We start from the raw sequence: 23,230 nt of genomic DNA, 5'->3' as shown, positions 1-23,230 counted from the left end.
CCCGCTCCCGCTTTTCCGGCCAAACGCCAGAGAGGTGAGAGCAAATCACCGCCCTGTCCATTCCGGTTCAGGGACCAAAAGGCTAAACGAAGATGGAAAACCGACCACAGCCGCAAAAAGGCATTCTGGAGATCGCGCCATATGTACCGGGCCGCTCGACAGCGCATGGCGCGAGCCGGGTCATAAAGCTTTCTGCCAACGAATCCCCGCTTGGCGCCAGCCCAAAGGCGATTGAAGCGGTCAAGGCCGCAGCCGAAAAGCTCGACATTTATCCCGAAGGTTCATCGCGCCAATTGCGCGAAACGCTCGGAGAAGTTCATTCGATCGACGCGGAACGGATTATCGTGGGCGCGGGTTCGGATGAAGTGCTGCATCTTCTGGCTCAGACCTATATCGGGGACGGTGACGAGGCGGTCATGAGCCAATACGGCTTCATGGTCTATCCGATCGTAACCAGGGCGGCAGGCGGCACACCCATCATTGCGGCGGAAACCGACTATCGCGCCGATGTCGATGCACTGCTGGCAGCAGTGACCGACAGAACCAAGATTGTTTTTCTTGCCAATCCCAACAATCCGACCGGGACATATCTCGATGCCGGCGCGCTCGACCGCCTGCATGCAGGGCTACCGTCACATGTAGTACTGGTGATCGATTCCGCCTATGCCGAATATGTCACCGCCGAAGATTACGGAGTTGGCATCTCGCTGGTCGAGCGGGCCGAAAATGTCGTGATGGTCAGAACCTTTTCCAAAATGGGGCTGGCCGCTGCGCGCGTGGGCTGGCTCTATGGTCCCGAACATGTCGTCGACGCCGTTAATCGCATCAGAGGCCCGTTCAATGTTTCGGTGCCTGGACAGGTTGCCGCCACAGCCGCGGCGCGCGACACGGTTTTCACCAAAGCGTTGCGTGACCATAATGCCAGATGGCGCGACTGGCTGACAGACAAGCTGGCTTCCAACCGTCTGCGCGTCTTGCCCAGCCAGGGCAATTTCATTCTTGTGCTGTTTCCCGATACGCCCGGCCAAACCGCTTCTGACGCCAACGCGGCACTGCTGGCTCAGGGGCTGGTCGTCCGGGAAATGGGAGGTTATGGCATCGACAACGGATTGCGCATTTCCATCGGTACGCAGGACGCCATGGAAGCAGTGGCCGAATGCCTGAACGCATTTATGGAAGACAAATGATCGAAAAACTTGCCCTGATCGGCATAGGCCTTATCGGCTCGTCCATCGCCTTGCGCGCGCGGGAAAGAGGGCTGGCAAAAACCATTGCCATTGCAACCCGCAGGCCCGAAACGCTGGCGGAGGCCCAAGCGCTTGGATTGGGCGACCAATATACACTCGATGCCGCGGAAGCTGTTCGCGACGCCGATATAGTTATTCTATGCACGCCTGTCGGCTCTTATGGATCGATTGCCAAAGAAATCGCAGGAGCGCTCAAACCCGGCGCAATTCTGTCCGATGTCGGTTCGGTCAAGGCGCATGTTCACAAGGTTGTCGGACCTCTGGTGCCAAAGGGGGTACATTTCATCCCCGGCCATCCAATGGCTGGCACCGAGCATTCCGGCCCATCGGCAGGCTTTGCTGAACTTTTTGACAATCGCTGGTGCATTCTTACCCCAGAGCCCGATCAACCGCTCGAAGCGGTCGAGACTATGAAAGCCTTCTGGCGCGCCTTGGGTTCGGATGTGGAACTCATGGACGCCGATCACCACGACCTCGTGGTTGCCATCACCTCGCACGTCCCTCACTTGATTGCCTACAACATCGTGGGCACTGCCGATGACCTTGAATCTGTGACCAAATCGGAAGTCATCAAGTTCTCGGCCGGCGGTTTCCGGGATTTCACCCGTATTGCCGCGTCCGATCCGGTGATGTGGCGGGACGTGTTTCTGACGAATCGCAGCGCGGTGCTCGAAATGCTGGGGCGTTTTTTGGAAGACCTCAGCACTTTGCAACGTGCGGTTCGGGTTGGCGACGGCCCAGCCCTTGAAAGCCTTTTCACGCGCACGCGCGCAATCCGCCGCTCGATTATCGAGGCCGGCCAGGAAACGGCAGCGCCCGACTTCGGACGCCCGCATGGCGCGGACACTAAAACAGAGGCGTAAGCGCGAAAACCGGAATGATGCCGACCACCAGCGTGCCGTTGCGCGCTGTAACACTCTGTCGATGCATACCCTGTGCATCCGGCGATCCCAGGAACACGTCGACGAGTTGGCTTTCTTCCATGTCCCCAAGCCGCTCACGGATACCCGAGGCTGTAAGCTCGATTACTCCGTTAAGCCGCCCCAGTTCATCAAGATGCAGGTCACCTGATGCACTCAGACTCGCATCCTGGGCAACCGCATCGATAGCCCGCACACTGAGCACCCCGTCATTGGCCTGCCAAATCCTCAACGCATCGGGGTGCCCCCATACATCCATGGGCGGCAATCCCGTCAGGCGGCCATCAAGGGTAATCGTCCCATTTTCGATTTCCGCAGGCCCGCTTTCAAGCCCGTCGATCCGCGCGAAATAATCCAACGCTGCGCCAAGCCCGTCATGGCCCTCTGATCCAGTGGCATCGACAAGGTGGATTTCGGCGTGCTCGGCCTCACCGAACACTGCATCGCCAAAAAGCGCATCAGCATAAACGATGTTGTTGGCCAGAACAGAAATTCGTCCGATCCGATCGCCGTCAAGCCGCACACTGCCCCGCATGTCCGACCAGGTGACCTGCTGCCGGCTGCCTGTAAAGGCATCGGCGATTTCGAGCGGCCCTGCAGCAAAAAACTGAATATGCGTCGGACGGTAAAAGAGCACGGTGCCTTGCAACTGACCGAGCGTGATGTCGTAATCGCCCATAACTATTTCTGCATTCGTGCAACGCGGGGCAAAATGAAAGGGAAAGCCATCGACCTGCAAGTCTTCACACGTCACGCGCGGCACGCTCTCCCCATCGGCCTCGGCCAGCATGGCAACTTCTGCACCGACCCGTTGGGCGATATAGAACCAGCCCGCGGTCCACAAGCCAGCCACCGCAACGACGACACAAATCATTATAATAAAGCGCTTCATGAACACTCTCTTAGCCGAACCTGCAATCAACGCAAACGCGATTTACCGCCACATACCCCGCTTATGCCCCCATCGAGCCACTTTCGTAACCGCAGCAAAGGGTCTAAATGTGGTGTGATGACATCTGATTTTCTTCTCTCTGCCCATGAATGAAACTGCCCCCCCTTGGGTTTTCGGCTATGGCTCGCTGATCTGGCGTCCCGGCTTCGCCTTTGAGATGGCCGAACGCGCCCTGCTGCGTGGCGCCCATAGGCGGCTGTGTATTCTATCGCATCGCCATCGGGGCACACCGGAACGGCCCGGCCTGGTCTTCGGGTTGGAACGCGGCGGCTCCTGCCTTGGCATGGCGTTCAAGGTGAGGCCCGACCACTGGCGGGACGTGCGCGAATATCTGCGTGAGCGCGAACAGGTCACCGGCGTCTATAAGGAAGCATTGCGTAACGTGCGGCTGGCATCAGGCGCAACAGTGCAAGCGTTGGTCTTTTTGGCAGATCAGAGCCACTCCCAATATGCGGGACGGCTCAGCCTCGATCAGCAGCTTGAACTGGTCGCCGGCGCGCGCGGAGAATCGGGCGATAATCGGGACTATGTGATCAATACCGCCGCCCATCTTGCACAGATCGGGATCATTGATCGCCCGATTGTAGAACTGAGCAGTAGATTGCAGGCGAAAAAGCCGGCTCTGGAAAGCTAAACCGCCGCTTTTTTTGAAATCGTCTCTGCCAGCGGGTCTTCGGCCGAACCGGTCATGCTTTTCAGGCAGCGTTCCGGCCCGGATTGCGGCGCGTGCCTTCAAGGTCCCAAACAAGGGTCATGCAGGCGAGTTCTTCGTCGGGAGCAGGCAGCGAAAACAGAACCGCCCCCTCTCCTGCCGCGCGGCGAAACCGCGCGCGGCTTGCCTGATCTTCAATCAGGTTTTGTGCCGTGCCCGCCCAGGCAATAGCATTGCCATTGACAAGAGCATAGAGCGCGCCCTCGACCAGAACATGCCCTTCCTCCAGAACGCGCTGGAGCACATAGCGGCGACCCGAGCGGCCGATCCACATGATGCCCGCCGCCAAGCCAAAAGATGCGATGTCGTTCCGACCGCTCATGACCACTCCCAAATGGCATGATTACTAAGAGAACATATATAGAACATGCCACCATCTGGCGTCAAGCGGCATTATCACCCGAATTTGGGCATAGGCGGGGAAGTTGTCAATATATTGTGTTTTTATTTTTCCAGCATACGACCTATTGATCGCAACTGTCCTTAAAGCGTAGCGCCGATTTCCGCCTCAAGCTCGGCAATCCGAGCGCGCAGACGTGGCGAGATCGGCCGCGCAAGCCCCTTGCGGGCGTCTTCAAGCACCATGCGATTGGTCTCATTTTCGATTGTATCGATGAGCCTGCTTTCAAATTCTCGTGCCGAAAGGCCGGATGGAATTGGAGGCAGAAATTTTGCCCTTGCTGTACCGGGCCAGAGAATAGGACTGTTGCGCCCCCAATAAAGTCCCGAGGTCAGGGCAACCGGCACGACCGGCACATTGAGTTCCTGATACATCTTGACGATGCCCCCGCGATAGGCCGGTGCCTCCAATGGTGCGCGGCGTGTGCCTTCGGGATAAATGATGACCCGGCATCCGTTCTCAAGCGCATTCCTGGCTTCCACCATCATCGCGGGCAACGCTTCCCTGCCCTTTTTGCGATCAACCGAAATGGTATCGAACCAGCGCGCCGCCCAGCCGAAAAGCGGAATGTCGAGCAATTCACGCTTGGCAATAAAAGACGGTTTGCCCGAATAGGGCAAAATTGCAAAAATATCCCAGTCGGACTGGTGCTTTGCTGCAATTATACACCCACCCGGCGGTATATGCTCCGCTCCTTCAACCTCGGTACGAATTCCCACGATCCAGCGCAGAAAAAACAGATTTGCGTTATTCCAGTAAACCACGAGCGCCCAACCGAGTTTTCTTTGGCCAGGGGCAAGTTTGGCCAAAAGCCCCACAATGATCGCAAGTGGGATCGTGTGGATGAAAAACAGCAAATAGAAAAGCGTCGAGCGAATGGCCTGAACGATCATGACATCGGTCCTCCCGCAGACCTTTATAATGCCTGGTGGTTATGAAATCTGAGAGAGAAAGCGCCTTACGGTCAAGCGGGACGTGATCGCGGTAAGCCCGGCAATGACCAGCACAACGCCCACGATCCCCAGCAATCCAGCGACGCCAAGCGAGAACTGACCGAATAGAACCCCCAATTGTGCCGATGATTGCTCGGGCATCACGGTGCTCATGGCAGCGCTTATGAAGATAAAGAACAGAATCGCGGCGACACCACCCACAATCCCGCCGCGCAATCCGATCATGAGAAACCGCCCCTGAAATTCGCCTGCAATGAACCGGTTAGACGCGCCGATAAAATGCAGGACGTCGACAATCTCGCGGTTTGTCGACATGGTGCCGCGGGTCGCAAACACAATGGCAAGCGCTGTCGCTACCAATATCAGTGCCAGAACCAGAATGCCGGAAACAACGATCGTTCCGGCCATTGTATTGAGCTGCACGCGCCATGCGGCATGGGTTTCAAGGCTCGCCCCGCTGATGGCCGATATTTCCCTTTCCAGCCGGGCGATATCGGCTGCATTGGGATCAGCCAGCCGCACGACTACAAGCCGGGGGATTGCCAAGTCGGACAGGTCGAGCCCGGCCCCAAGCCATGGTTCAAGCAAGCGCTCGCTTTCTTCCAGCGTCAGGGCGTGGGCACTCGAAACACCGGGCACACCCTCGGCAATCGATACCGCCAGACGCAAATTGCTTTCCAACACTTCGCCATCGAGCGGGCGTATCTGGATGGTGACTTCGCGCCCCACATCAGCCGACCAGCCAACTGCCGACTTCTGAACCAGCAACACACCGCCGAAGGTAACGCAAGACAAGAACGTCATGATGCCGATCAAAAGCATCAAAGTGCGTCCCGCAACCGATTGGGATGGCACGATGGGCGTGGGGCGTGACCACCCGATCTTGCGCGGTTCAGTCATGGAATGTCAGCTCCCCATGTTCGAGCAGCATGCGCGGATAATCGAACTTGCGCAAAAGATTCAATTCATGGGTCGCGAGAATAATGGTGGTCCCCATCCGGTTGAGTTCGTCGAAAAGATGCAAGAGCCGTTCGGACAATTCGGGATCCACGTTACCGGTCGGCTCATCGGCCAGCAGAATGTCCGGTTTGGAAATGACCGCACGCGCAATGGCCGCGCGCTGCTTCTCCCCCCCCGAGAGTACGGCAGGCAGAGCATCCATCTTGTCTCCAAGCCCCACCCAATCGAGCAGCTCCTGCACATTGGCACGATAGCTGGCCTCCGATTGTCCGCGCACCCTGTGCGGCAAGGCGACATTTTCAAAAGTTGTCAGATGGTCGAGCAACCGGAACTCCTGAAAGACGATGCCGATATGCCGGCGCATCTGCAAAAGCCGGTCACGCTCAAGATTGGTAACGTCCTCGCCGAACATGGAAATCGTGCCACGGCTGGGCTTTAGCGAAAGCAGCAACAGGCGCAGGAGCGATGTCTTGCCCGAGCCCGATGGCCCGGTCAGAAAATGAAACGATCCCGGCGCGATCCTGAATGTGAGATCCTTTAGAATCTCCGGCCCATGTCCATAGCGCAGACCGACATTTTCGAACGCGATCAAACCTTCACCCCGCGAATCACTTTTCAGGCACGACTTTACCAGTCATCGCACTGGCATGGCCGGATTGGGGCATTGTTTCAAGAGTTTTAACCCAATCGCGCTTAGGGTCGCATTCTAGAAGGACACCAAGCGAAAGTCAGCTTTTCGTCGTGATTATCACCTGCCCAAATTGTCAGACCCGCTACAAGGTCGCAAATGATTCGATTGGCGCCGTTGGCCGTCAGGTCATGTGCGCCTCGTGCAAGACGGCATGGCTGGCTACGCCTGACGCATTGGGTTCCCATCAGGTTTTCGACGATCCCGATCCCGACGACGACGAGATCGCATTCCGGGCAGATAAAGATCAGGATTTTACGACCGAACAAGAAGCCCTTGCCGATGCGGCGATGGAAAGCCACGGCACCAGACAACCTTCAGAAACCGAAATCCAGCAGTCAGCCGAGCGCATGCAGGCACTTGCAAAGCGCAAGCTCGACATGACCCGAAGCCTGCCCTATGCGCGCATGCAGCGGCTTGCCCGTTGGGCGCTCCTGCTGCTTGTAGCGGGATCATTGGCTGCGCTCGTGACCTTCCGCACCGAGATCGTGCGCATGGCTCCCTCCACCGATGCAGTCTATCGGTTGATCGGTTTGGGAACAAATGTCATCGGGCTGGATTTTATCGATGTTAAGACTTTGCGAACCACGCGCAATGGAACCGATACAATCGTTGTCACCGCAACAATAGTAAACTCAACGAATCGCGTAGTCTCGGTTCCGCCCGTATTGATTTCGATGATCGATGGGCAGGATAATGTGATTTATCAATGGAGTGTAAATCCATCCCGACGCAATATCATGCCCGGAGACGGCTTGGAGATCGAAACGGATTTGTCAGCACCTCCGCCGGACGCCCAAAACGTGCGACTGACCTTTATCGAGGGCCATACTGCACCGGCGCCGGCACAGTAAGATCGAAGAAAATCGCTCGCCGGTTTTGCCGATGAGTTTTTCAGGGCCTTTAAATCGGCTTTGAGGTTGCAAATATAACTAGTCAGGCTTGGGCATAGGCCCATGAATACAATTGCCTGCAAGGGATAAAGAGGGCGTTTGCGAAATGGCGCGGATACTGGTTGCCGAAGATGATGACAATGTACGCGCCTTCGTGGTTCGTGCGCTTGAAATGTCCGGCTATGACGTAACCGCTGCATCCGATGGCGGGCTGGCTGCCGAGGAAATGGCGGCTAAAGGGGGCAATTTCGATCTGCTCCTGTCCGATATCAAGATGCCGGTAATGGATGGCATCGCTCTCGCCTTGACCGTTGGCGCGCAATATCCAGACGTCACAATTGTCCTGATGACCGGCTTTGCAGATCAGCGCGAGCGGGCTCATGGTCTGGACGCCTTGATCTACGACGTCATCAACAAGCCCTTTTCACTCGCCCAGCTTACAGAGAAAGTCGCCGACGCGCTCGCGGGAAAGCCGGCAAATATCATACCGCTCGCCCGCCAGGCATTTTAACCCCCTATAGCCAATCGGGCACGCTATCGAGGTCGATAAGATCCTGTAGTTTCTGGCGTGGGCGTATGACGTGCCAGCGTTCGCCATCGACAAGCACTTCGGCAATAAGAGGCCGGGTGTTATAGGTCCCGCTCATCACTGCACCATAAGCCCCTGCCGTCATCACCGCCAGCAGATCGCCCTCAGCGACATTGGGAATTTCCCGATTGAGCGCGATGTAGTCCCCGGTTTCGCAAACCGGCCCGACAATATCGGCACGGATCACCTTGGCGTCCGGTTCAGCCTCGATGACTGGCACGATGTCGTGATGCGCTTCATAAAGCGTTGGACGCATGAGATCGTTCATGGCCGCATCGACGATGACAAAGCTCTTTGACGGTGCCTGCTTCACATACTCAACGCGGGTGACGAGAATACCGGCATTGCCCGCGATGAGACGACCCGGCTCGATGATGAGCTTGCACCCGAGCGGATCGACATGGCGGCGGACCACCTTTGCATATTCCGCCGGATCGGGCGGCGGGGCGTTGTCCCGCTGATAGGGGATGCCAAGGCCGCCGCCAATATCGACATGCTCGATCTGGTGGCCCGCTGCACGCAGCGTTCCGACAAGCTCGGCAAGCAGCGCGAAGGCATTGTCGAACGGCTCGAGATCGGTGATCTGACTGCCGATATGCATGTCGACCCCAATTGCTTTGAGATTGGCGCATTGGGCAATGCGGGCATAAACCAGTTCGGCTCGCTCGAACGCGATGCCGAATTTATTTTCCGACTTGCCAGTGGAAATCTTGGCATGGGTCTTTGCGTCAATATCGGGATTGATCCGCACCGAAACCGGTGCCACCCTGCCCATTTCGCCTGCAACCTGATTGAGACGTTCAAGCTCGGGTTCCGATTCCAGATTAAAGCACGCAATGCCTGCCTCAAGCGCCCGCTCCATTTCATGGCGGGTCTTGCCCACACCCGAAAATATGATCTTGTCTGGCGCAATACCGGCCTGCAACGCGCGCTCGAGTTCACCGAGCGAAACAACGTCCACGCCGATCCCGGCATTGGCCATAAGCTTGAGCACGGCCTGATTGGAATTGGCCTTCATGGCATAGGCAACAAGGGTATCGAGCCCGGCGAAAGCCTTGGTCGTGACCTGCACATGGCGCCGGAGCGTGGCGGCTGAATAGCAGTAAAACGGCGTACCGATTTCCTCAGCAATTGCAGCGATATCGACATCGTCGGCAAAGAGTGCGCCGTTACGATGGGAAAAATAATGAACCATAGCTGTCGTTCAGCCTTCCTTGCCCAACCGCCCGTGCCAAAGCGCAACCTGAGCCTTTACATTGTCTGGCGCAGTGCCACCAAAACTCTTGCGCGACTTGACCGAGTTTTCGACCCCAAGCACCTTGTGAACTTCGCTGGTGATGCGTTCATCGATGGCCTTGAAATCCTCAATGGTCAGCCCTTCGAGCCCGCAACCCTTCTCCTCCGCCAGTGCAACGGCCCGCCCGGTGATATGGTGGGCGTCGCGAAACGGCACGTTGGCAGCGCGAACCAGCCAGTCGGCCAGATCGGTTGCGGTTGCAAAGCCCGCACCTGCAGCAGCCGCCATTCTTTCGCGATTGACCGCAAGGTCGGAAACCATACCCGTCATCGCAGCAAGGCAGAGCGAAAAATTGTCCAGCGCGTCGAAGGCAATTTCCTTGTCTTCCTGCATGTCCTTGGAATAGGCCAGCGGCAGTCCCTTCATCACCATAAGCAGCGATGAAAATGCTCCGAAAATGCGCCCGATCTTGGCGCGGATCAGTTCCGCTGCGTCCGGGTTGCGCTTTTGCGGCATGATGGACGAGCCGGTCGAGAACTTGTCGGAAAGTCTTACAAAGGAGAACTGGGCCGAGGACCAGATCACAAGCTCTTCGGCAAAGCGCGAAAGGTGCATGGCAGAGATCGAAGCCGCCGAAAGCGTTTCGAGAATAAAATCGCGATCGGAAACCGCATCGAGCGAATTGGCGGTCGGCGCGTCAAACCCCAGGGCCTTGGCTGTCATCTCGCGATCGATCGGAAAGGAGGTTCCAGCCAGAGCAGCAGAACCGAGCGGGCTTTGATTGAGCCGCTTGCGCGCGTCGAGGAAACGGGTCTTGTCGCGCTCAAACATTTCCACATAGGCGAGCATATGATGCCCGAAAGTCACCGGCTGGGCGCTTTGCAAATGCGTAAAGCCCGGCATAACCGTGCCCGCTTCACTGTCGGCGCGGCTGACCAACACTCGCTGCAATGTCTCGATCTGTGCAACCAGCATATCGATGCAATCGCGCACATAGAGCTTGAAATCGGTCGCCACCTGATCGTTGCGCGAGCGCGCCGTGTGCAGCCGGCCAGCCGCCTCGCCGATCAATTCGCGCAAACGGCTTTCGACATTCATGTGGATGTCTTCGAGCGCTCGCGAAAAGGTGAATTTGTTATCATCGATTTCTGCGCGCACAGCCTCTAGACCGGCAATGATTGCGTCTTTATCGTCGCGCGTCAGAATGCCAACTTCACCAAGCATGGTGGCATGAGCTATCGAGCCGGCGATGTCCTGCTTGTACAATCGTTTGTCAAAGCCGATGGATGCATTGATTTCTTCCATTATGGCATCGGGACCGGACGCGAAACGTCCTCCCCACATACGATTGCTCATTGGCGCCTCTGAACCGTTATTTTTCAGGTTATTGCTGAACGGATGAATATGACTGACAAACAGAACAAGCCAAACCGCCAGATCGTTATCGGAACAGGCCTGTTCGTTGCGGCGGTAGGTATAGCTGCGGCGGTCTTTGTTAGCAATGCCATGCCCGGTATGGCCGCGACCTGCGAGGTACGCACCGATGCGGTGCAAAAGATCGATGCCGCAGCGGGCGGGGAACTGGCGGCCCTGCTGCCATCCGATTCCGGCCGTGGCTTTGCCGACCTTGCCTTTATCGATGGCGAAGGCAATGCAATGACGCTAGCCGATTTCGAGGGCAAGAAACTGCTCGTCAATTTCTGGGCGACCTGGTGCGCGCCCTGCCGGGAGGAAATGCCCGATCTTGACGCTATCGAGCTGCGCTACGGCGGCGATGACTTCGCCGTTGTCGCGATCAGCCTGGATATGGGTTCAGACGGCCCTGTCGCCGCTGGACTGTTTCTTGAAGAGATCGGCGCAACCAATCTCGCACTATATGCCGATCCGTCCTACAAGGTGTTTGAACGGCTGCGCAATCAAGCTGTGACCTTTGGCCTGCCTGCGACATTGCTGCTCGATGAGAAGGCCTGCGAAATTGCGGTCCTGCAGGGACCGGCACACTGGGACAGCGACGATGGCAACCGGGTTATCGAGGCCCTGCTCGACATCTGAGTTTGACCGGGCCGATCTGTTCGGCCCGGCATCGCCTTTTGGTCAGGCGCTTTTATCGATCATTTTGCCCATGCCTGCAGGCGCAGGAGGCTTGGAGCTTTCGACCGCCTGACTGAGCATGTCGATGATGTTTTGCTCCATGTCGTGATTTTGCTTGACCATCAGCAACTGTGCTGAATGCTGTGTCATGGCCTGCTGCATTGCGACAGAGGTTGCTGCCACGTCACTCATGATATGTCCTTTCGTGCCGTTTTGGTCAGTGGCCAACCTAGGCGCCGGGGCTAAACAAAACCTTTCCGCCGCGCCAATTGGCAGTCCGAACCGCTACCGCCCACCAAAAAGCGGCACCCCGCGCCGCCGCATCACAACGACCAGAGCCGCTCCGGCGACAAAACCACCGATATGGGCCCACCAGGCAACGCCGTCGTCGACGCCGATGACGACATAAAAAAGCTGCGTTGCAATCCAGAACCCCAGAACCGCCCAGGCGGGAACCGCGAGCGGCAGCATGATGATGATGCGCGAGAGCACGAACACGCGCACATGGGGATAGAGCAGGATGTAAGCGCCGATCACCCCGGCGACAGCACCCGAGGCGCCAACCAGCGGCCCGTAGCTCCCGGTATTGAAGGCAAGATGGGCAAGCGCGGCAATAATGCCGCAGGCGATATAAAAGACCAGGTATTTGAAATGCCCCAAGGCATCTTCAATATTGTCCCCAAAGACCCATAAAAACAGCATATTGGACAAAAGGTGCAGCCAGTCCGCATGCAGGAACATGTAGGTGACGAGCGTTGCCTGATCGGGCAGCCAGGGCGCCGGACCGACGGCGGCACCGGTAACAACGGCCGGTATCATGCCATAAACGATATGCGCCTCGAATAGCCCAGCCTCGCCACTGGCGAACTGGACCAGAAATATCAGACAGGTAAAGCCCAGTATCGCGTAATTGATGAACGGAAATTCGATATGGGCGATCTTGTTCCTGTCATAAAGCGGGAGAAACATCTGGACGCCCCTTATGGCCGATTGCGCTTATTTCTTGGTTTCACCTGTGTTGCGCCCAGGCTCCCATAGAACGTCTTTCGTTCCATTGCCATTGGCAACGCGCGAAAGCACAAAAAGCAGGTCCGAGAGCCTGTTGAGATAACGGACGGCTTCCGGGTTGACGTCGCCCTCTTCGCGCACAAGCCCTACGACATCGCGCTCGGCGCGTCTTGCCACCGTCCGCGCCAGATGAAGCGCGGCAGAAAGAGCGCTGCCACCAGGCAACACAAATGAGGTCAGCGGTTCCAGTGCCTCATTATGCAGATCGATCTGCTTTTCGAGCCAGTCGACCTGCTTGGCTGTTATGCGCAAAGCCTTGTATTTGCGATTCTCATCGGGTCCGGGTGTGGCAAGGTCGGACCCAAGATCGAAAAGGTCGTTCTGGATGCGGCTCAGGGCGTTGTCCACCCGCGCCATATCCCGCGTATGCAGGCGCGCCAGCCCGATAGTGGCATTGGTTTCATCGACCGTGCCATAGGCCGCAACGCGCAAATCATCTTTCTGCCGGCGCGGACCATCGACAAGGCCGGTGGTACCGTCATCGCCGGTGCGGGTATAAATCTTGTTGAGCTTGACCAATTCCAGTGTGCCCCGATTGTTTTTTTGGTTTCGCTTCAGGCGTGCCGGAATTTTTTAGCGTTGGGGACCGAAAAAGTATAGCGCAGCCATGAGCAGAAATACGGCTACGGCCTGCATGATGACGCGGGCCCGCATGAGTTTCTGGCTGGTATTGCCAGACCCGCCCTTGAACATATTGTAAAGCCCCATGCCAAGAATGATGGCAACGGCGGCAATGGCAAGGACAATGGCGATATTGGCAAGGGCTTCCATATTAACATTCCCGGTCTGGGTTACACGCCGCCACAATTGACAAAATGCAGCGTACGCCTTTGCCCTCCTATACGCCGAGCCGACTGTCTTGGGTCAGGGCTCAATTTGACGCGGCAAGTGCGCTATATACCATATAGACCGCGCAACTGCCTGCCGGGGGACAAAGTTCCTTATTTTATGAGATCAAGCCGCTGTCGTATATCGTCAGGCGTTATGCCAGTCAGCCGCATGGCCTTGAGCGATCTTGCTCCGGCCGATTTTGAGAGCTTTTCGGCGCTTTCATCCCGGACAAGCTTGTGATGGCAATAAAATGGTGAGGGCAGGCCGAGCAAAAATTGCAAAAGCACATGAATATCTGTCGATTTGTAAAGATCCATGCCACGAATGACATGGGTGATCCCCTGTCGCGCGTCATCGACAACCACAGACAGATGATAGCTGGTTGGTGTGTCCTTGCGCACAAGTACCACATCGCCCCAGCGCTCCGGCTCCGCATTGCGCATCTCCACCCTCTGATCGGGCGTCGGCATGGTTTCCATGATTTCAATCGGGCCAGCGACAGCAACCGCCTTTGCCATATCGAGCCGCCATTGTACCGGCTCGCCCGCAGCCAGGCGCCTTTTCCGTTGATCGGCGGACAGATCGCGGCAGGTGCCCGGATAGATCGGCGCTCCGTCCGGATCGACCGCTCCAGTGCTTGCACCCTTGATGTCCTTGCGCGAACAAAAGCAGGGATAGAGCAGCCCCTGGCTCCGTAAGGCATCGGCAGCAGCGCCATAATCGGGAAAATGCCTGGATTGATAGAAAGCCGGACCGTCGAAAGCCAGACCGAGCCATTCCAGGTCCTCAATTGCTGCCTGGGCAAATTCGGGTCGACATCTTTGCGTATCGATGTCTTCGATCCGAAGCAGCATCTTGGCCTGCATTTTGCGGGCCCAATATTGCATGAACAGCACCGAATATGCGTGTCCCAGATGCAAAAGCCCGTTCGGGCTTGGCGCAAAACGGAAAATCGGCTGAGATGGGACCAAGAGCTTTCGCCACGCGCTAAAAAGAAAAACCGGATAAAGGGCTTATCATGGCACAGGCCGACGCACCAACAAGGCTCCATACCCCGCAGGTTCTCGCTGCCCATCTGGCGAAACTTGCCAGCCTTGACGAAAGACTTGCAATGGCCGTGGCCCGCGCCGGAGAGGTGCAATTGCGCATAAGCCCGAGGGGCTTTGAAGGCATGGCCCGCATCATTTGCGGTCAGCAACTTTCCGTTGCCAGCGCCCGCGCCATCTGGGGACGGGTCGAAGCGCTCGGCGCAACAAGCGCATCGGCATATTTGAGCTTTGATGAACTCACCTTACGCGCAACCGGGCTTTCGCGGAGCAAATTTGAGACGATTCGCAGTGTTGCAATGGCTATTGAAAGCGGCGAACTGGACTTCGACATCATCGATTCGTCCGAGCCGGATCCGGCGATCGAACGTCTCACAAGACTCAAAGGTGTCGGTCCCTGGACGGCGGAAATCTATCTATTGTTCTGCGCCGGTCATCCGGACATTTTCCCGGCTGGTGATCTGGCGCTGCAAAAGGCGGTCGAACACGCCTTTGCACTCAAGGAACGCCCCGGCACCAAAACCCTCATCGAGCATGCGGCACAATGGTCGCCCTATCGCGGTGCCGCCGCATTGATGTTCTGGCGCTATTTTTCCGCTATGAAGAACTCCGACGCCTGGGACGCATTGTAACGAAAAGGAACTTGTATGCCCTCCAAACTCTCCGGCCCCATGCTGCCCCCGGCCACGGGCGCGGCAAAGTCTCTTGTTGTGCTGTTGCATGGCTATGGCTCGGACGGCAATGACCTGATCGCGTTGGGACAATATTGGCGCAGTGCCCTGCCCGATACGCTTTTCGTGGCCCCCAATGCCCATGAAATCTGCACCATGAACCCGGCAGGCTATCAATGGTTCGCGCTGGATCTTGATCGCGCAATCTCTCGGATCACCGGCAGCCAGACCGCCCGCCCGGTCATAAATGAATTTCTCGAAAATCTCTGGGCACAAACAGGGCTCGGACCTGCGGATACCGTCCTTGTGGGCTTTTCCCAAGGCGCCATGATGGCAATCGATACGGGCCTGCGGCTCCCAACGCCGCTCAAGGGCATCGTGGCCTTTTCAGGCATGCTGATTGGCCCGGAAACGCTCGCAAGCGAGATCAAGTCCAGGCCGCCCGTCCTGATGATCCATGGCGATGCCGATGAAGTTGTGCCGGTGCTCGGCAGCGAATCAGGTGTACCGGCGCTGATCGATCTGGGAATCGAGGCGAAGCTGCATATCTCGCAAGGCGCAGGTCACACCATCGCCCAGGACGGCCTTGATGCGGCGACACAATTCCTTTTGCGGTTGAATTCGGCTTCACAAAATGGTGCCGAATAACAATTTTCTTCACAGCGCTGTCATATCGGGCATAGAATATGGTCATGGAATCGCTTCGATCCATTGACCGGAGGGGCAAGTGACAATTCACGTGTCACCGCAATCGTGTCCTACTCTTGTTCTGAACGCCGACTACAGGCCGCTCAGCTACTATCCCTTGTCCTTGTGGAACTGGCAGGATGCGATCAAGGCTGTATGCCTTGATCGGGTTCACATCGTTTCCGAGTACGACACGGTGGTCCGAAGTCCGAGCTTTGAAATGCGCCTGCCAAGCGTCGTTTCGCTCAAAGATTACGTTCAGCCCGCTAAATACCCCGCCTTCACCCGCTTTAACGTTTTCCTTCGTGACAAGTTCTTATGTCAATATTGCGGGTCCAAGCACGATTTGACCTTTGACCACGTTATCCCCCGCTCGAAGGGTGGGCGGACAACATGGGAAAATGTCGTGGCGGCGTGTTCGCCGTGCAATTTGCGCAAGGCCAATCGTATGCCGCGTGAAATTGGCATGATCCCCATGCAGACCCCTTTTCAGCCGACCGTGCACGACCTGCACAACAATGGCAGGGCATTCCCCCCCAACTATCTGCACGATAGCTGGCTGGACTATCTTTATTGGGATATCGAACTCGAGCCTTAAGCTGCTTTATGCCTTGCGGCTGACCTGCCCCCAGATGCTCATGACAAGCAGCACAACGATTGTCGCGGAAACAATCGCATTGAACCCTGCGAGCGAAATTCCGAAAAGCTCGAACTGAACCGCGTCGCACGGAATGATACGCACGCCGCCAAGGTCCCCCAGCATATCCATGCTTACAGCAACGTCACCGATGCCGACACAGCTTTGGGGCCCCTCAAAAATACCCCATTCAACACCGGAATGATAAACACCCAGCCATGTGCCCCAGGCAAAAAGCCCCGCAACCCCGACGGATATGCCGACACGCACATGTTGGTTGAGCTTTTCCCATCCGAAAATCAAAAGCGCCAGCGCCGGCAATCCCACATAATAGGGCCAGCGCTGCTCAAGGCAGAGCGGGCATGGATATAGGCCGCCGATATGTTCAAAGGCCAAGGCCCCCAAAATCGCAAATAGACCGAGCGTGAACGCAGCGTTGATGCGATTGCGATTGGGTCCGACGGTCAGAGGCGCAGGGTTGGCCATGGTTCACCTATCTCAGATAGCGGATGGCAACGAAGCCACCGATCAAAAGCACTGTGAAGATAACGGTCATCAATCCAAGTCGTTTTTCGATAAAGACCCGGATCGGCTCGCCATAAAGATATAAGAGTCCGGCAACGATAAAAAACCGCGCACCGCGCGAAATGATCGATCCCAGGATAAAGACCGGCAGCGCCAGCCCTGCAAAACCAGAGGCGATGGTAAAAACCTTATAGGGTACTGGTGTAAAGCCTGCGGCAAAGACGATCAAAAGTCCGTAATCGGCAAACCATTGCTGCAGCCGCTCGAAGGCTTCGCCATAGTGGTAAAATTCGATAATGGGCCGCGCCAGTGGTTCAAAGAGGAAGGCTCCGATGAAATACCCGAACAGCCCTCCCAGTACCGAGGCGATAGTACAGATGGTTGCGGTGCGCCAGGCCGACTTGCGATTGGCAACGACCATCGGAATCAGCATGACATCGGGCGGGATTGGGAAAAACGAGCTTTCCGCAAAGCTGACGCCAGCCAGTGCATAAGGGGCCTGCCGCCCAGCGGCCAGAGCCATAACCCATTCATAAAGCCGTCGCAGCATTAAACCCCCGGTTTTTCCATGCCAAAGCCCGGGCGCCGAACCCCGGCGTACCGATTTGGCTTATTTGCGTCTCATCACGCCTTCTTTAAGGCAATGATCGTGGTTTCTAAATCGGTAAATAGCTAAAAATCCTTGTCAAAGGGTGCAAGACGCACAATCAGCGATTGACGAGCACCACGCAATTCCTATAGTCCGCCTCTGTCAAAGGGTGGAACCATCCCCTTACCGTCGCGGGCGTGGCGGAACTGGTAGACGCGCCAGACTCAAAATCTGGTTCTGGAAACAGAGTGTCGGTTCGATTCCGACCGCCCGCACCATCTTTTCGTTCACGCAACTCTTGCTTCGCTCAATTGCTCCGCGGGGGGCGGGCGAAAGCCCGTCCCGCAGTCGCGGTCTTGTTCTGGTTCGCGGTTTCTCCGCTCACCCGCACCATCTCCCTGGTTGTGAATGCACTGCACCGCGTCTTGCCGCGGCAAATTGGCGCGCGCCCATTCACAAATGCGACGCCTTGGGGTAATCGGAGCGCAGAGCAATCTCCGGTCGCAGCCTACCCGGTTAAAAACAAGGACCCAATATCATGAACTGCCTCGTCATCTGCTCAGGCGGATTGGACTCGGTTTCGCTCGCCCATAGGATGGCGGCCCAGCACACGCTTTCCGGACTCATTTCGTTCGACTATGGACAGCGCCACCAAAAGGAACTGACCTTTGCTGCCGCCTGCGCGCAGCGGCTCGCTGTCGGCCATCAGATCATCGACATCCGTGCCGTGGGCAACGGCCTTTCCGGCTCGGCGCTGACCGACAATCTCGACGTGCCCGACGGCCACTATGCCGAAGACACGATGAAGATCACGGTCGTGCCCAACCGCAATGCCATCATGCTGGCAATTGCCTTTGGTATTGCTGCCGCTCAGAAGGCGGACGCCGTTGCCACCGCCGTCCATGGCGGTGACCACTTCATTTATCCCGATTGCCGTCCCGGTTTCATCGATGCGTTCCAGACCATGCAGGACCGGGCGATGGAAGGCTATGCCGACGTAAAGCTGCTTGCGCCCTACGTGAATGTCTCGAAGGCTGATATCGTTACCGATGGGACGCGCCATAACACCCCTTTCGCGCAAACCTGGTCGTGCTACAAGGGCGGCGCGCATCACTGCGGGCGTTGCGGCACCTGCGTGGAACGGCGCGAGGCCTTCGATCTGGCAGGTATTCCCGATCCCACTATCTATGAAGATGACAGCTTCTGGCGTGAGGCAATTGCCCGGAGAGCCGGCTGATGTTCACGATCACCAAGCAGTTTCATTTCTCCGCTTCCCATCAGCTTTGCAGATTGCCAGCAGACCATCCGTGCGCGCGGTTGCATGGGCACAATTATATCGTGGAAGTCGAACTTGGCAGCGCCGAACTCGATGAGAACAATTTCGTGCGCGACTATCACGACCTTGCTGTTCTAAAACGCTATATCGATGACACATTCGATCATCGTCATCTCAACGATGTTCTCGGCCATGACACGGTGACTGCTGAATGGCTGGCCAGGCATTTTTTCGAATGGTGCCGTGAGCGCCTGCCTGAAACCACTGCCGTACGGGTAAGCGAAACACCAAAGACCTGGGCGCAGTATCGGCCATGACAGAGCTTCAATCCGACGCGCGGATACGCGTGGCCGAAATCTTTGGCCCCACGATCCAGGGCGAAGGCGTCCTGATTGGCTTGCCGACCGTATTCGTGCGCACGGGCGGGTGCGACTATCGCTGTTCCTGGTGCGACAGCATGCACGCCGTCGACCCGGAATTTCGAGCGGAATGGACACCGATGACGACCGCTTCTATTTGGAGCGAGGTACAGCGACTCTCGAGGCGCATCCCGCTGATGGTATCGCTTTCCGGCGGCAATCCGGCCATCCAGCCGCTTGCGCCGCTGATCGCACGCGGCAAGACAGAGGGCTATCGCTTTGCGCTCGAAACCCAGGGCTCGATTGCCCGCGACTGGTTTGCCGATCTCGATAACCTTATCTTGAGCCCCAAACCGCCTTCAAGCGGCATGGAAACCGATTGGGCGGGTCTTGATGCTTGCCTCAGTGCAGCGGGTGACGGTCCGCAAATCGCGCTCAAGATTGTCATTTTCGACGAGGCCGACTACCGCTATGCCCGGCACGTTGGCGGGCGCTATCCCCATCTCCCGCTTTATCTTCAGCCAGGCAACCACACGCCCCCGCCTCCCGAAGCATCCGACGCGCCAATCGACATCGATGGCGTCATGAACCGCATGCGATGGCTGATTGAAAGAGCAGTCCATGATCAATGGTTCACTCCGCATATCCTGCCTCAGCTTCATGTGCTGATCTGGGGCAACCAGCGTGGTGTCTAACTCTTCTGACCAAAGGAAATTCCATGTCCGATAATAGCGACATCTACGCCAACCTCACCCAACTGGGCGGCGCGACTACCCTGCCGGAAAGCCCGGAACATGCGCTGCTGGAAAAAGTGCCCAATCCGCAGGAGGGTACCCCCTATTGCGTGAGATTTACTGCACCCGAATTCACATCGCTTTGCCCGATCACCGGCCAGCCCGATTTCGCCCATCTGGTGATCGATTATGTACCGGCAAGCTGGCTTGTCGAAAGCAAGTCGCTCAAGCTCTATCTGGGCGCATTTCGCAATCATGGCGCCTTTCACGAGGATTGCACGGTCTCCATCGGCAAGCGGCTTGTGGATCTGCTTGCACCGCAATGGTTGCGGATTGGCGGCTATTGGTATCCGCGCGGCGGCATGCCGATCGACGTTTTTTACCAGACCGGCCCCGAACCCAATGGCGTCTGGATTCCCGAGCAGGGCGTTCCAAATTATCGTGGGCGCGGATAGGAAACGGCTTACGCAATCTTGCGAGGCGGAGCTTCCTCCTGCTGGCCCGCGTCATAAGCCATACGCGCCTCGGCAATATCGTCCTGGTGTTCGCTGACCCAGTCCCAAAGCGCATAAATTGGCCCCAGAAGGGTCTTGCCCAAGGGCGTCAGAGCATATTCCACGCGCGGCGGCACTTCCGGATAAACCGTGCGTGTCACCAATCCGTCCCGCTCAAGATTGCGTAAGGTCAGGGTCAGCATGCGCTGGGAAATGCCGTCCGTCTGACGGCGCAGTTCTGAAAACCGCATCGTACCTTGCCCGAGTTGCGCAACAATCATTACGCTCCACTTGTCACCGATCCGGCTTAGAATATCGCTCATGGCAAGGCAGGTGCCATGCTCGGATGTGGGCATCGCCGTTTGGCGACCTGTCGACGCGGCCATATCTTTTCCCTTCGAACGAAGCAGGTTCTGAACTTATACCTTCTTCCCTTTTGTTACCACCTCTTGCAAGGCAAGTCAGACGTGTTCCGCACCCAGCATGCCGACATATTGATCAAGCTCTGGCCCGCCATAACCAAGCGCGATAAACACTTCTGACATGAAACTGACCGGCGCCAATCCCGAGGCCGTAATCAGATTGCCGTCGCGTAGCGCCTTGGGCTGTTTTCTGAACTGGCTCCCACCGCTATATGCCGGCGCCCGCTCCAGAATTTCCAGGCCATCACCCGTATGTGCCCTGTCGTTCAGAACTCCGGTTCGCGCCAGCCCCAACACACCATCGCAAATCGCAGCAACAAGTTTGTTTGCTTCCATGAAGCGTTTTGCGACGGCATCGAGATCGGGAGCCTGGGCGCTTTGCCAGATCGAACCGCCGCAAATGACAAGTCCGCCCAATACCTCCGGGCCGATATTCTCGAGCGCTATATCGGGCGTCACCTTCAGCCCGCCCAGCGATGTTACGGGCTGCCCACCGGGGGTCGCTACGGTAATTTCGATGCCCATATAGGTTTGCCCCCAGGCCATCACAAGCGCGCATTCCCAATCGGCAAAGCCGTCCGCCAGAACGATTGCAAGCTTTGTCATTTTCGCGATTCTCCATGACGCAAATTCAACAAACACGAAATCTGCACTGTTATAGTGACATCGCATGTCAGCATGGTGATTTTCTTTTTCAATGAACCTTGGGCGACAGCGGCATTGTTCTGCCACAGTCTGGCTGTTAAGAGACGGGCTTGGTCATTCTCTTATGATTTGCTTAACGGAGTAGGCTCCCCGTGAACGCCCTTCGCAATGGTTTTGCGTCCCTGTGCCTGGCAATTTCGCTATTTGTCGCCAGCATGGGCACGGCCCTCGCCCTTCCTCAATTGCTTGTCGACATGCGCACCGGCGAGGTGCTCTATGAAAATGACGCTGCCGTACCTTGGTATCCTGCCTCGCTGACCAAGCTGATGACCGCGCTGCTGGCTTTCGAGGCGATCGAAACCGGTCAGGCAGGCCTTTCCACCCCGGTCATTTCATCGGCAAATGCACTATCGGTGCCGCCCTCCAAAATGGGGTTCCCTGTCGATACGGCCGTAACGCTTGAAGATGCGCTTTACCTGCTGATCGTCAAATCGGCCAATGATATTGCCGTTGCAATTGCCGAGACCATTGGTGGGGATGAAGCGACCTTTGTTGCCATGATGAACCAGCGCGCGCAGATGCTGGGCATGACCGGCACCAATTTCACAAATCCGCACGGGCTGCATGACCCCGCGCAATTTACAACCGCGCGCGATATGGCCGTGCTCGCACTGACCATCCGCGCACGCTTCCCCCAATATGACCGCATGTTTGCCACCCAGACGGTTGAGCATGGCCAGTCGCGCTCGGAAACCAACAATATCCTTTTGACCCGCTTCGCCGGGACCGATGGCATGAAGACCGGCTATGTCTGTGCGTCCGGCCTCAATGTCGTGGCCACCGCTAACCGCAATGGCCGGCATCTGATGGTCGTCACTCTTGGCGCCAATTCGGGCCGCGAACGCGGTGAACTAACCGCCCAATTGCTCCATTCGGGCTTTTCAGGCGGCTACCGCGGCACCGGCCAGACAATCGTGCAGATGACCAACCAGCTCGGATTGGCTCCGGTCGATATGCGCCCACAGATCTGCGGCGCACAAGCCGAGAGTTATCGCCAGGCCCGGATGGAAGAATTTCCGGCCGGTCTGGAAGGGCAAGTGAGCTATCTCAATGACGAGATCACTCCGCCCACGCACCGCATGGCGACCCTGGGCCGCGTTCGTGATGTACCGCTGCCCCGCCCGCGTCCAGGTTGGATGCCGGCAGTTGCCGACACATCCGGTAGTTCAATCACGCTCCTGCCTGACGGGCCGGCCGGTGACGCCAGCTTTTCGGGCACGACGCTCGCATTGCCCAGCGGCGCAAGTGTTCCGACGCCACGGCCGAGGCCTTAAACCACCTCAGTTTTTCCGCCAGCATCGCCCACGACAATGGAGAACTCCGTCGCCCCGTCACGTTCAAGAAGCGTTGCGGCATGGCCGTTCTGATTGCAGAAATGCAGGACATCGATCCGAGCAACCGGATCGGTGGCTAAAAGAGTCAGGTTTGAGCCAGCCTCGAGCCCCGCGACTGCCTTTTCCAGTTTCAAAACAGGCAGGGGGCATTTGAGGCCGCGCGCGTCAATCTTCATGAGCGTTTTCTCACGCGGTAAGAATGCGATCCCG

Annotated in this window: 31 protein-coding genes and 1 tRNA gene; 15 read left to right on the top strand and 17 right to left on the bottom strand. The window is 57.1% G+C overall.

Annotation, left to right across the window (positions count from 1 at the left end):
• Positions 1 to 92 precede the first annotated feature (92 nt).
• Positions 93 to 1,187: a histidinol-phosphate transaminase gene (hisC, locus tag EO133_RS09930; protein WP_127072498.1), complete on the top strand. Its 1,095-nt coding sequence runs from the start codon at positions 93 to 95 to the stop codon at positions 1,185 to 1,187.
• On the top strand, positions 1,184 to 2,110 hold the full coding sequence (locus EO133_RS09925) for a prephenate/arogenate dehydrogenase family protein (RefSeq protein ID WP_164734965.1): 927 nt from the start codon (positions 1,184 to 1,186) through the stop codon (positions 2,108 to 2,110). Before hisC ends, EO133_RS09925 begins: the two co-directional genes overlap by 4 nt.
• On the opposite strand, the gene EO133_RS09920 is transcribed toward EO133_RS09925, so the two are convergent.
• Positions 2,094 to 3,059 carry a DUF2125 domain-containing protein gene (locus EO133_RS09920; RefSeq protein ID WP_127072496.1) on the bottom strand — a complete coding sequence of 322 codons (966 nt, stop codon included), beginning with the start codon at positions 3,057 to 3,059 and terminating at the stop codon, positions 2,094 to 2,096. The genes EO133_RS09925 and EO133_RS09920 overlap by 17 nt on opposite strands.
• A gap of 145 nt (positions 3,060 to 3,204) precedes the next feature.
• Here EO133_RS09920 and EO133_RS09915 point away from each other — a divergent pair, with 145 nt between their 5' ends.
• Positions 3,205 to 3,753: a gamma-glutamylcyclotransferase gene (locus EO133_RS09915; RefSeq protein ID WP_127072495.1), complete on the top strand. Its 549-nt coding sequence runs from the start codon at positions 3,205 to 3,207 to the stop codon at positions 3,751 to 3,753.
• A gap of 61 nt (positions 3,754 to 3,814) precedes the next feature.
• On the opposite strand, the gene EO133_RS09910 is transcribed toward EO133_RS09915, so the two are convergent.
• The 4 genes from EO133_RS09910 to ftsE all read right to left on the bottom strand — a co-directional run bounded on the left by EO133_RS09910 (position 3,815) and on the right by ftsE (position 6,736).
• Complete coding sequence (locus EO133_RS09910) at positions 3,815 to 4,153, bottom strand: hypothetical protein (protein ID WP_127072494.1); 339 nt, start codon at positions 4,151 to 4,153, stop codon at positions 3,815 to 3,817.
• 161 nt (positions 4,154 to 4,314) lie between these two features.
• A complete protein-coding gene (locus EO133_RS09905) occupies positions 4,315 to 5,124 on the bottom strand; it encodes a lysophospholipid acyltransferase family protein (protein ID WP_127072493.1) in 810 nt (269 codons plus the stop codon).
• 39 nt (positions 5,125 to 5,163) lie between these two features.
• Positions 5,164 to 6,084 carry a cell division protein FtsX gene (locus tag EO133_RS09900; protein WP_127072492.1) on the bottom strand — a complete coding sequence of 307 codons (921 nt, stop codon included), beginning with the start codon at positions 6,082 to 6,084 and terminating at the stop codon, positions 5,164 to 5,166.
• A complete protein-coding gene (gene ftsE, locus EO133_RS09895; protein ID WP_127072491.1) occupies positions 6,077 to 6,736 on the bottom strand; it encodes a cell division ATP-binding protein FtsE in 660 nt (219 codons plus the stop codon). Before ftsE ends, EO133_RS09900 begins: the two co-directional genes overlap by 8 nt.
• Positions 6,737 to 6,885: 149 nt before the next feature.
• Here ftsE and EO133_RS09890 point away from each other — a divergent pair, with 149 nt between their 5' ends.
• Positions 6,886 to 7,686 carry an MJ0042-type zinc finger domain-containing protein gene (locus EO133_RS09890; protein ID WP_127072490.1) on the top strand — a complete coding sequence of 267 codons (801 nt, stop codon included), beginning with the start codon at positions 6,886 to 6,888 and terminating at the stop codon, positions 7,684 to 7,686.
• A 145-nt stretch (positions 7,687 to 7,831) separates the two neighbouring features.
• Positions 7,832 to 8,236 carry a response regulator gene (locus tag EO133_RS09885; RefSeq protein WP_127072489.1) on the top strand — a complete coding sequence of 135 codons (405 nt, stop codon included), beginning with the start codon at positions 7,832 to 7,834 and terminating at the stop codon, positions 8,234 to 8,236.
• A 4-nt stretch (positions 8,237 to 8,240) separates the two neighbouring features.
• On the opposite strand, the gene lysA is transcribed toward EO133_RS09885, so the two are convergent.
• Positions 8,241 to 9,509 (bottom strand): diaminopimelate decarboxylase, encoded by a 1,269-nt coding sequence (gene lysA / locus EO133_RS09880; RefSeq protein ID WP_127072488.1) that lies wholly within the window; start codon positions 9,507 to 9,509, stop codon positions 8,241 to 8,243.
• Positions 9,510 to 9,518: 9 nt separating this feature from the next.
• Positions 9,519 to 10,907, bottom strand: a complete 1,389-nt coding sequence (argH, locus tag EO133_RS09875; RefSeq protein ID WP_127072487.1) for an argininosuccinate lyase — start codon at positions 10,905 to 10,907, stop codon at positions 9,519 to 9,521.
• Between the two features lie 48 nt (positions 10,908 to 10,955).
• On the opposite strand from argH, the gene EO133_RS09870 reads away from it, so the two are divergent.
• Positions 10,956 to 11,603 carry a TlpA disulfide reductase family protein gene (locus tag EO133_RS09870; protein ID WP_244640541.1) on the top strand — a complete coding sequence of 216 codons (648 nt, stop codon included), beginning with the start codon at positions 10,956 to 10,958 and terminating at the stop codon, positions 11,601 to 11,603.
• A gap of 42 nt (positions 11,604 to 11,645) precedes the next feature.
• Here EO133_RS09870 and EO133_RS09865 read toward each other — a convergent pair whose 3' ends face one another.
• The 5 genes from EO133_RS09865 to gluQRS form a co-directional block, all read right to left on the bottom strand.
• On the bottom strand, positions 11,646 to 11,834 hold the full coding sequence (locus EO133_RS09865; RefSeq protein WP_127072485.1) for a putative motility protein: 189 nt from the start codon (positions 11,832 to 11,834) through the stop codon (positions 11,646 to 11,648).
• Positions 11,835 to 11,927: 93 nt separating this feature from the next.
• A complete protein-coding gene (locus EO133_RS09860) occupies positions 11,928 to 12,611 on the bottom strand; it encodes a rhomboid family intramembrane serine protease (protein ID WP_127072484.1) in 684 nt (227 codons plus the stop codon).
• Positions 12,612 to 12,638: 27 nt separating this feature from the next.
• Positions 12,639 to 13,229, bottom strand: a complete 591-nt coding sequence (locus EO133_RS09855) for a cob(I)yrinic acid a,c-diamide adenosyltransferase (protein WP_127072483.1) — start codon at positions 13,227 to 13,229, stop codon at positions 12,639 to 12,641.
• A 54-nt stretch (positions 13,230 to 13,283) separates the two neighbouring features.
• Positions 13,284 to 13,481, bottom strand: coding sequence for a twin transmembrane helix small protein (locus tag EO133_RS09850; RefSeq protein ID WP_127072482.1), 198 nt, complete (start codon positions 13,479 to 13,481; stop codon positions 13,284 to 13,286).
• Positions 13,482 to 13,651: 170 nt separating this feature from the next.
• Positions 13,652 to 14,512: a tRNA glutamyl-Q(34) synthetase GluQRS gene (gene gluQRS, locus EO133_RS09845; protein ID WP_127072481.1), complete on the bottom strand. Its 861-nt coding sequence runs from the start codon at positions 14,510 to 14,512 to the stop codon at positions 13,652 to 13,654.
• Positions 14,513 to 14,559: 47 nt separating this feature from the next.
• Between gluQRS and EO133_RS09840 the strand changes: the two genes are divergently transcribed.
• The 3 genes from EO133_RS09840 to EO133_RS09830 all read left to right on the top strand — a co-directional run bounded on the left by EO133_RS09840 (position 14,560) and on the right by EO133_RS09830 (position 16,543).
• Entirely contained in the window at positions 14,560 to 15,219 is a 660-nt protein-coding gene (locus tag EO133_RS09840; protein WP_127072480.1) for a DNA-3-methyladenine glycosylase family protein, read from the top strand.
• Between the two features lie 15 nt (positions 15,220 to 15,234).
• The gene (locus EO133_RS09835; RefSeq protein ID WP_127072479.1) at positions 15,235 to 15,906 is read left to right on the top strand and encodes an alpha/beta hydrolase; all 672 of its coding nucleotides are present in this window, start codon (positions 15,235 to 15,237) and stop codon (positions 15,904 to 15,906) included.
• Positions 15,907 to 15,985: 79 nt separating this feature from the next.
• Positions 15,986 to 16,543 (top strand): HNH endonuclease, encoded by a 558-nt coding sequence (locus EO133_RS09830; protein ID WP_127072478.1) that lies wholly within the window; start codon positions 15,986 to 15,988, stop codon positions 16,541 to 16,543.
• Between the two features lie 6 nt (positions 16,544 to 16,549).
• Here EO133_RS09830 and EO133_RS09825 read toward each other — a convergent pair whose 3' ends face one another.
• Complete coding sequence (locus EO133_RS09825) at positions 16,550 to 17,068, bottom strand: disulfide bond formation protein B (protein WP_127072477.1); 519 nt, start codon at positions 17,066 to 17,068, stop codon at positions 16,550 to 16,552.
• 7 nt (positions 17,069 to 17,075) lie between these two features.
• On the bottom strand, positions 17,076 to 17,657 hold the full coding sequence (locus tag EO133_RS09820) for a YqaA family protein (protein WP_127072476.1): 582 nt from the start codon (positions 17,655 to 17,657) through the stop codon (positions 17,076 to 17,078).
• A 230-nt stretch (positions 17,658 to 17,887) separates the two neighbouring features.
• On the opposite strand from EO133_RS09820, the gene EO133_RS09815 reads away from it, so the two are divergent.
• The 5 genes from EO133_RS09815 (at position 17,888) to queF (ending at position 20,520) form a co-directional block, all read left to right on the top strand.
• Positions 17,888 to 17,974: transfer RNA gene (locus tag EO133_RS09815), tRNA-Leu, on the top strand.
• A gap of 260 nt (positions 17,975 to 18,234) precedes the next feature.
• Entirely contained in the window at positions 18,235 to 18,933 is a 699-nt protein-coding gene (gene queC / locus EO133_RS09810; RefSeq protein WP_127072475.1) for a 7-cyano-7-deazaguanine synthase QueC, read from the top strand.
• Complete coding sequence (queD, locus tag EO133_RS09805) at positions 18,933 to 19,289, top strand: 6-carboxytetrahydropterin synthase QueD (RefSeq protein WP_127072474.1); 357 nt, start codon at positions 18,933 to 18,935, stop codon at positions 19,287 to 19,289. Before queC ends, queD begins: the two co-directional genes overlap by 1 nt.
• Positions 19,286 to 20,026: a 7-carboxy-7-deazaguanine synthase QueE gene (queE, locus tag EO133_RS09800; protein ID WP_127072473.1), complete on the top strand. Its 741-nt coding sequence runs from the start codon at positions 19,286 to 19,288 to the stop codon at positions 20,024 to 20,026. Before queD ends, queE begins: the two co-directional genes overlap by 4 nt.
• Positions 20,027 to 20,049: 23 nt before the next feature.
• Positions 20,050 to 20,520: a preQ(1) synthase gene (gene queF / locus EO133_RS09795; RefSeq protein WP_127072472.1), complete on the top strand. Its 471-nt coding sequence runs from the start codon at positions 20,050 to 20,052 to the stop codon at positions 20,518 to 20,520.
• A gap of 8 nt (positions 20,521 to 20,528) precedes the next feature.
• On the opposite strand, the gene EO133_RS09790 is transcribed toward queF, so the two are convergent.
• Together EO133_RS09790 and EO133_RS09785 are read right to left on the bottom strand one after the other, a co-directional pair.
• Positions 20,529 to 20,945, bottom strand: a complete 417-nt coding sequence (locus EO133_RS09790) for a winged helix-turn-helix transcriptional regulator (RefSeq protein WP_127072471.1) — start codon at positions 20,943 to 20,945, stop codon at positions 20,529 to 20,531.
• A gap of 75 nt (positions 20,946 to 21,020) precedes the next feature.
• On the bottom strand, positions 21,021 to 21,587 hold the full coding sequence (locus EO133_RS09785; RefSeq protein ID WP_164734964.1) for a DJ-1/PfpI family protein: 567 nt from the start codon (positions 21,585 to 21,587) through the stop codon (positions 21,021 to 21,023).
• 191 nt (positions 21,588 to 21,778) lie between these two features.
• Between EO133_RS09785 and EO133_RS09780 the strand changes: the two genes are divergently transcribed.
• The gene (locus EO133_RS09780) at positions 21,779 to 22,960 is read left to right on the top strand and encodes a D-alanyl-D-alanine carboxypeptidase family protein (protein ID WP_127072469.1); all 1,182 of its coding nucleotides are present in this window, start codon (positions 21,779 to 21,781) and stop codon (positions 22,958 to 22,960) included.
• Here the strand turns inward: EO133_RS09780 and EO133_RS09775 are convergent.
• Positions 22,957 to 23,196: a sulfurtransferase TusA family protein gene (locus EO133_RS09775; protein WP_127072468.1), complete on the bottom strand. Its 240-nt coding sequence runs from the start codon at positions 23,194 to 23,196 to the stop codon at positions 22,957 to 22,959. The two genes, EO133_RS09780 and EO133_RS09775, sit on opposite strands and share 4 nt — an antisense overlap.
• Positions 23,197 to 23,230 lie beyond the last annotated feature (34 nt).

This window comes from Pelagibacterium lentulum, assembly GCF_003992625.1.
GTDB lineage: Bacteria > Pseudomonadota > Alphaproteobacteria > Rhizobiales > Devosiaceae > Pelagibacterium > Pelagibacterium lentulum.
The sequence above is the reverse complement of the archived record's forward strand: the minus strand, read 5'-3'. Positions and strand labels throughout refer to the sequence as shown.

Excerpts from the sequence above, each read along its gene's own strand:
- argH (WP_127072487.1), bottom strand. The coding sequence starts at position 10,907 with ATGAGCAATCGTATGTGGGGAGGACGTTTCGCGTCCGGTCCCGATGCC.
- EO133_RS09840 (WP_127072480.1), top strand. The coding sequence starts at position 14,560 with ATGGCACAGGCCGACGCACCAACAAGGCTCCATACCCCGCAGGTTCTC.
- EO133_RS09910 (WP_127072494.1), bottom strand. The coding sequence starts at position 4,153 with ATGAGCGGTCGGAACGACATCGCATCTTTTGGCTTGGCGGCGGGCATC.
- EO133_RS09790 (WP_127072471.1), bottom strand. The coding sequence starts at position 20,945 with ATGGCCGCGTCGACAGGTCGCCAAACGGCGATGCCCACATCCGAGCAT.
- queC (WP_127072475.1), top strand. The coding sequence starts at position 18,235 with ATGAACTGCCTCGTCATCTGCTCAGGCGGATTGGACTCGGTTTCGCTC.
- EO133_RS09900 (WP_127072492.1), bottom strand. The coding sequence starts at position 6,084 with ATGACTGAACCGCGCAAGATCGGGTGGTCACGCCCCACGCCCATCGTG.
- EO133_RS09865 (WP_127072485.1), bottom strand. The coding sequence starts at position 11,834 with ATGAGTGACGTGGCAGCAACCTCTGTCGCAATGCAGCAGGCCATGACA.
- EO133_RS09825 (WP_127072477.1), bottom strand. The coding sequence starts at position 17,068 with ATGGCCAACCCTGCGCCTCTGACCGTCGGACCCAATCGCAATCGCATC.
- lysA (WP_127072488.1), bottom strand. The coding sequence starts at position 9,509 with ATGGTTCATTATTTTTCCCATCGTAACGGCGCACTCTTTGCCGACGAT.
- EO133_RS09850 (WP_127072482.1), bottom strand. The coding sequence starts at position 13,481 with ATGGAAGCCCTTGCCAATATCGCCATTGTCCTTGCCATTGCCGCCGTT.
- queE (WP_127072473.1), top strand. The coding sequence starts at position 19,286 with ATGACAGAGCTTCAATCCGACGCGCGGATACGCGTGGCCGAAATCTTT.
- EO133_RS09885 (WP_127072489.1), top strand. The coding sequence starts at position 7,832 with ATGGCGCGGATACTGGTTGCCGAAGATGATGACAATGTACGCGCCTTC.
- queF (WP_127072472.1), top strand. The coding sequence starts at position 20,050 with ATGTCCGATAATAGCGACATCTACGCCAACCTCACCCAACTGGGCGGC.
- EO133_RS09915 (WP_127072495.1), top strand. The coding sequence starts at position 3,205 with ATGAATGAAACTGCCCCCCCTTGGGTTTTCGGCTATGGCTCGCTGATC.
- EO133_RS09925 (WP_164734965.1), top strand. The coding sequence starts at position 1,184 with ATGATCGAAAAACTTGCCCTGATCGGCATAGGCCTTATCGGCTCGTCC.
- EO133_RS09905 (WP_127072493.1), bottom strand. The coding sequence starts at position 5,124 with ATGATCGTTCAGGCCATTCGCTCGACGCTTTTCTATTTGCTGTTTTTC.
- EO133_RS09820 (WP_127072476.1), bottom strand. The coding sequence starts at position 17,657 with ATGCTGCGACGGCTTTATGAATGGGTTATGGCTCTGGCCGCTGGGCGG.
- hisC (WP_127072498.1), top strand. The coding sequence starts at position 93 with ATGGAAAACCGACCACAGCCGCAAAAAGGCATTCTGGAGATCGCGCCA.
- EO133_RS09775 (WP_127072468.1), bottom strand. The coding sequence starts at position 23,196 with ATGAAGATTGACGCGCGCGGCCTCAAATGCCCCCTGCCTGTTTTGAAA.
- EO133_RS09870 (WP_244640541.1), top strand. The coding sequence starts at position 10,956 with ATGACTGACAAACAGAACAAGCCAAACCGCCAGATCGTTATCGGAACA.
- EO133_RS09920 (WP_127072496.1), bottom strand. The coding sequence starts at position 3,059 with ATGAAGCGCTTTATTATAATGATTTGTGTCGTCGTTGCGGTGGCTGGC.
- EO133_RS09835 (WP_127072479.1), top strand. The coding sequence starts at position 15,235 with ATGCCCTCCAAACTCTCCGGCCCCATGCTGCCCCCGGCCACGGGCGCG.
- EO133_RS09785 (WP_164734964.1), bottom strand. The coding sequence starts at position 21,587 with ATGACAAAGCTTGCAATCGTTCTGGCGGACGGCTTTGCCGATTGGGAA.
- queD (WP_127072474.1), top strand. The coding sequence starts at position 18,933 with ATGTTCACGATCACCAAGCAGTTTCATTTCTCCGCTTCCCATCAGCTT.
- EO133_RS09860 (WP_127072484.1), bottom strand. The coding sequence starts at position 12,611 with ATGTTTCTCCCGCTTTATGACAGGAACAAGATCGCCCATATCGAATTT.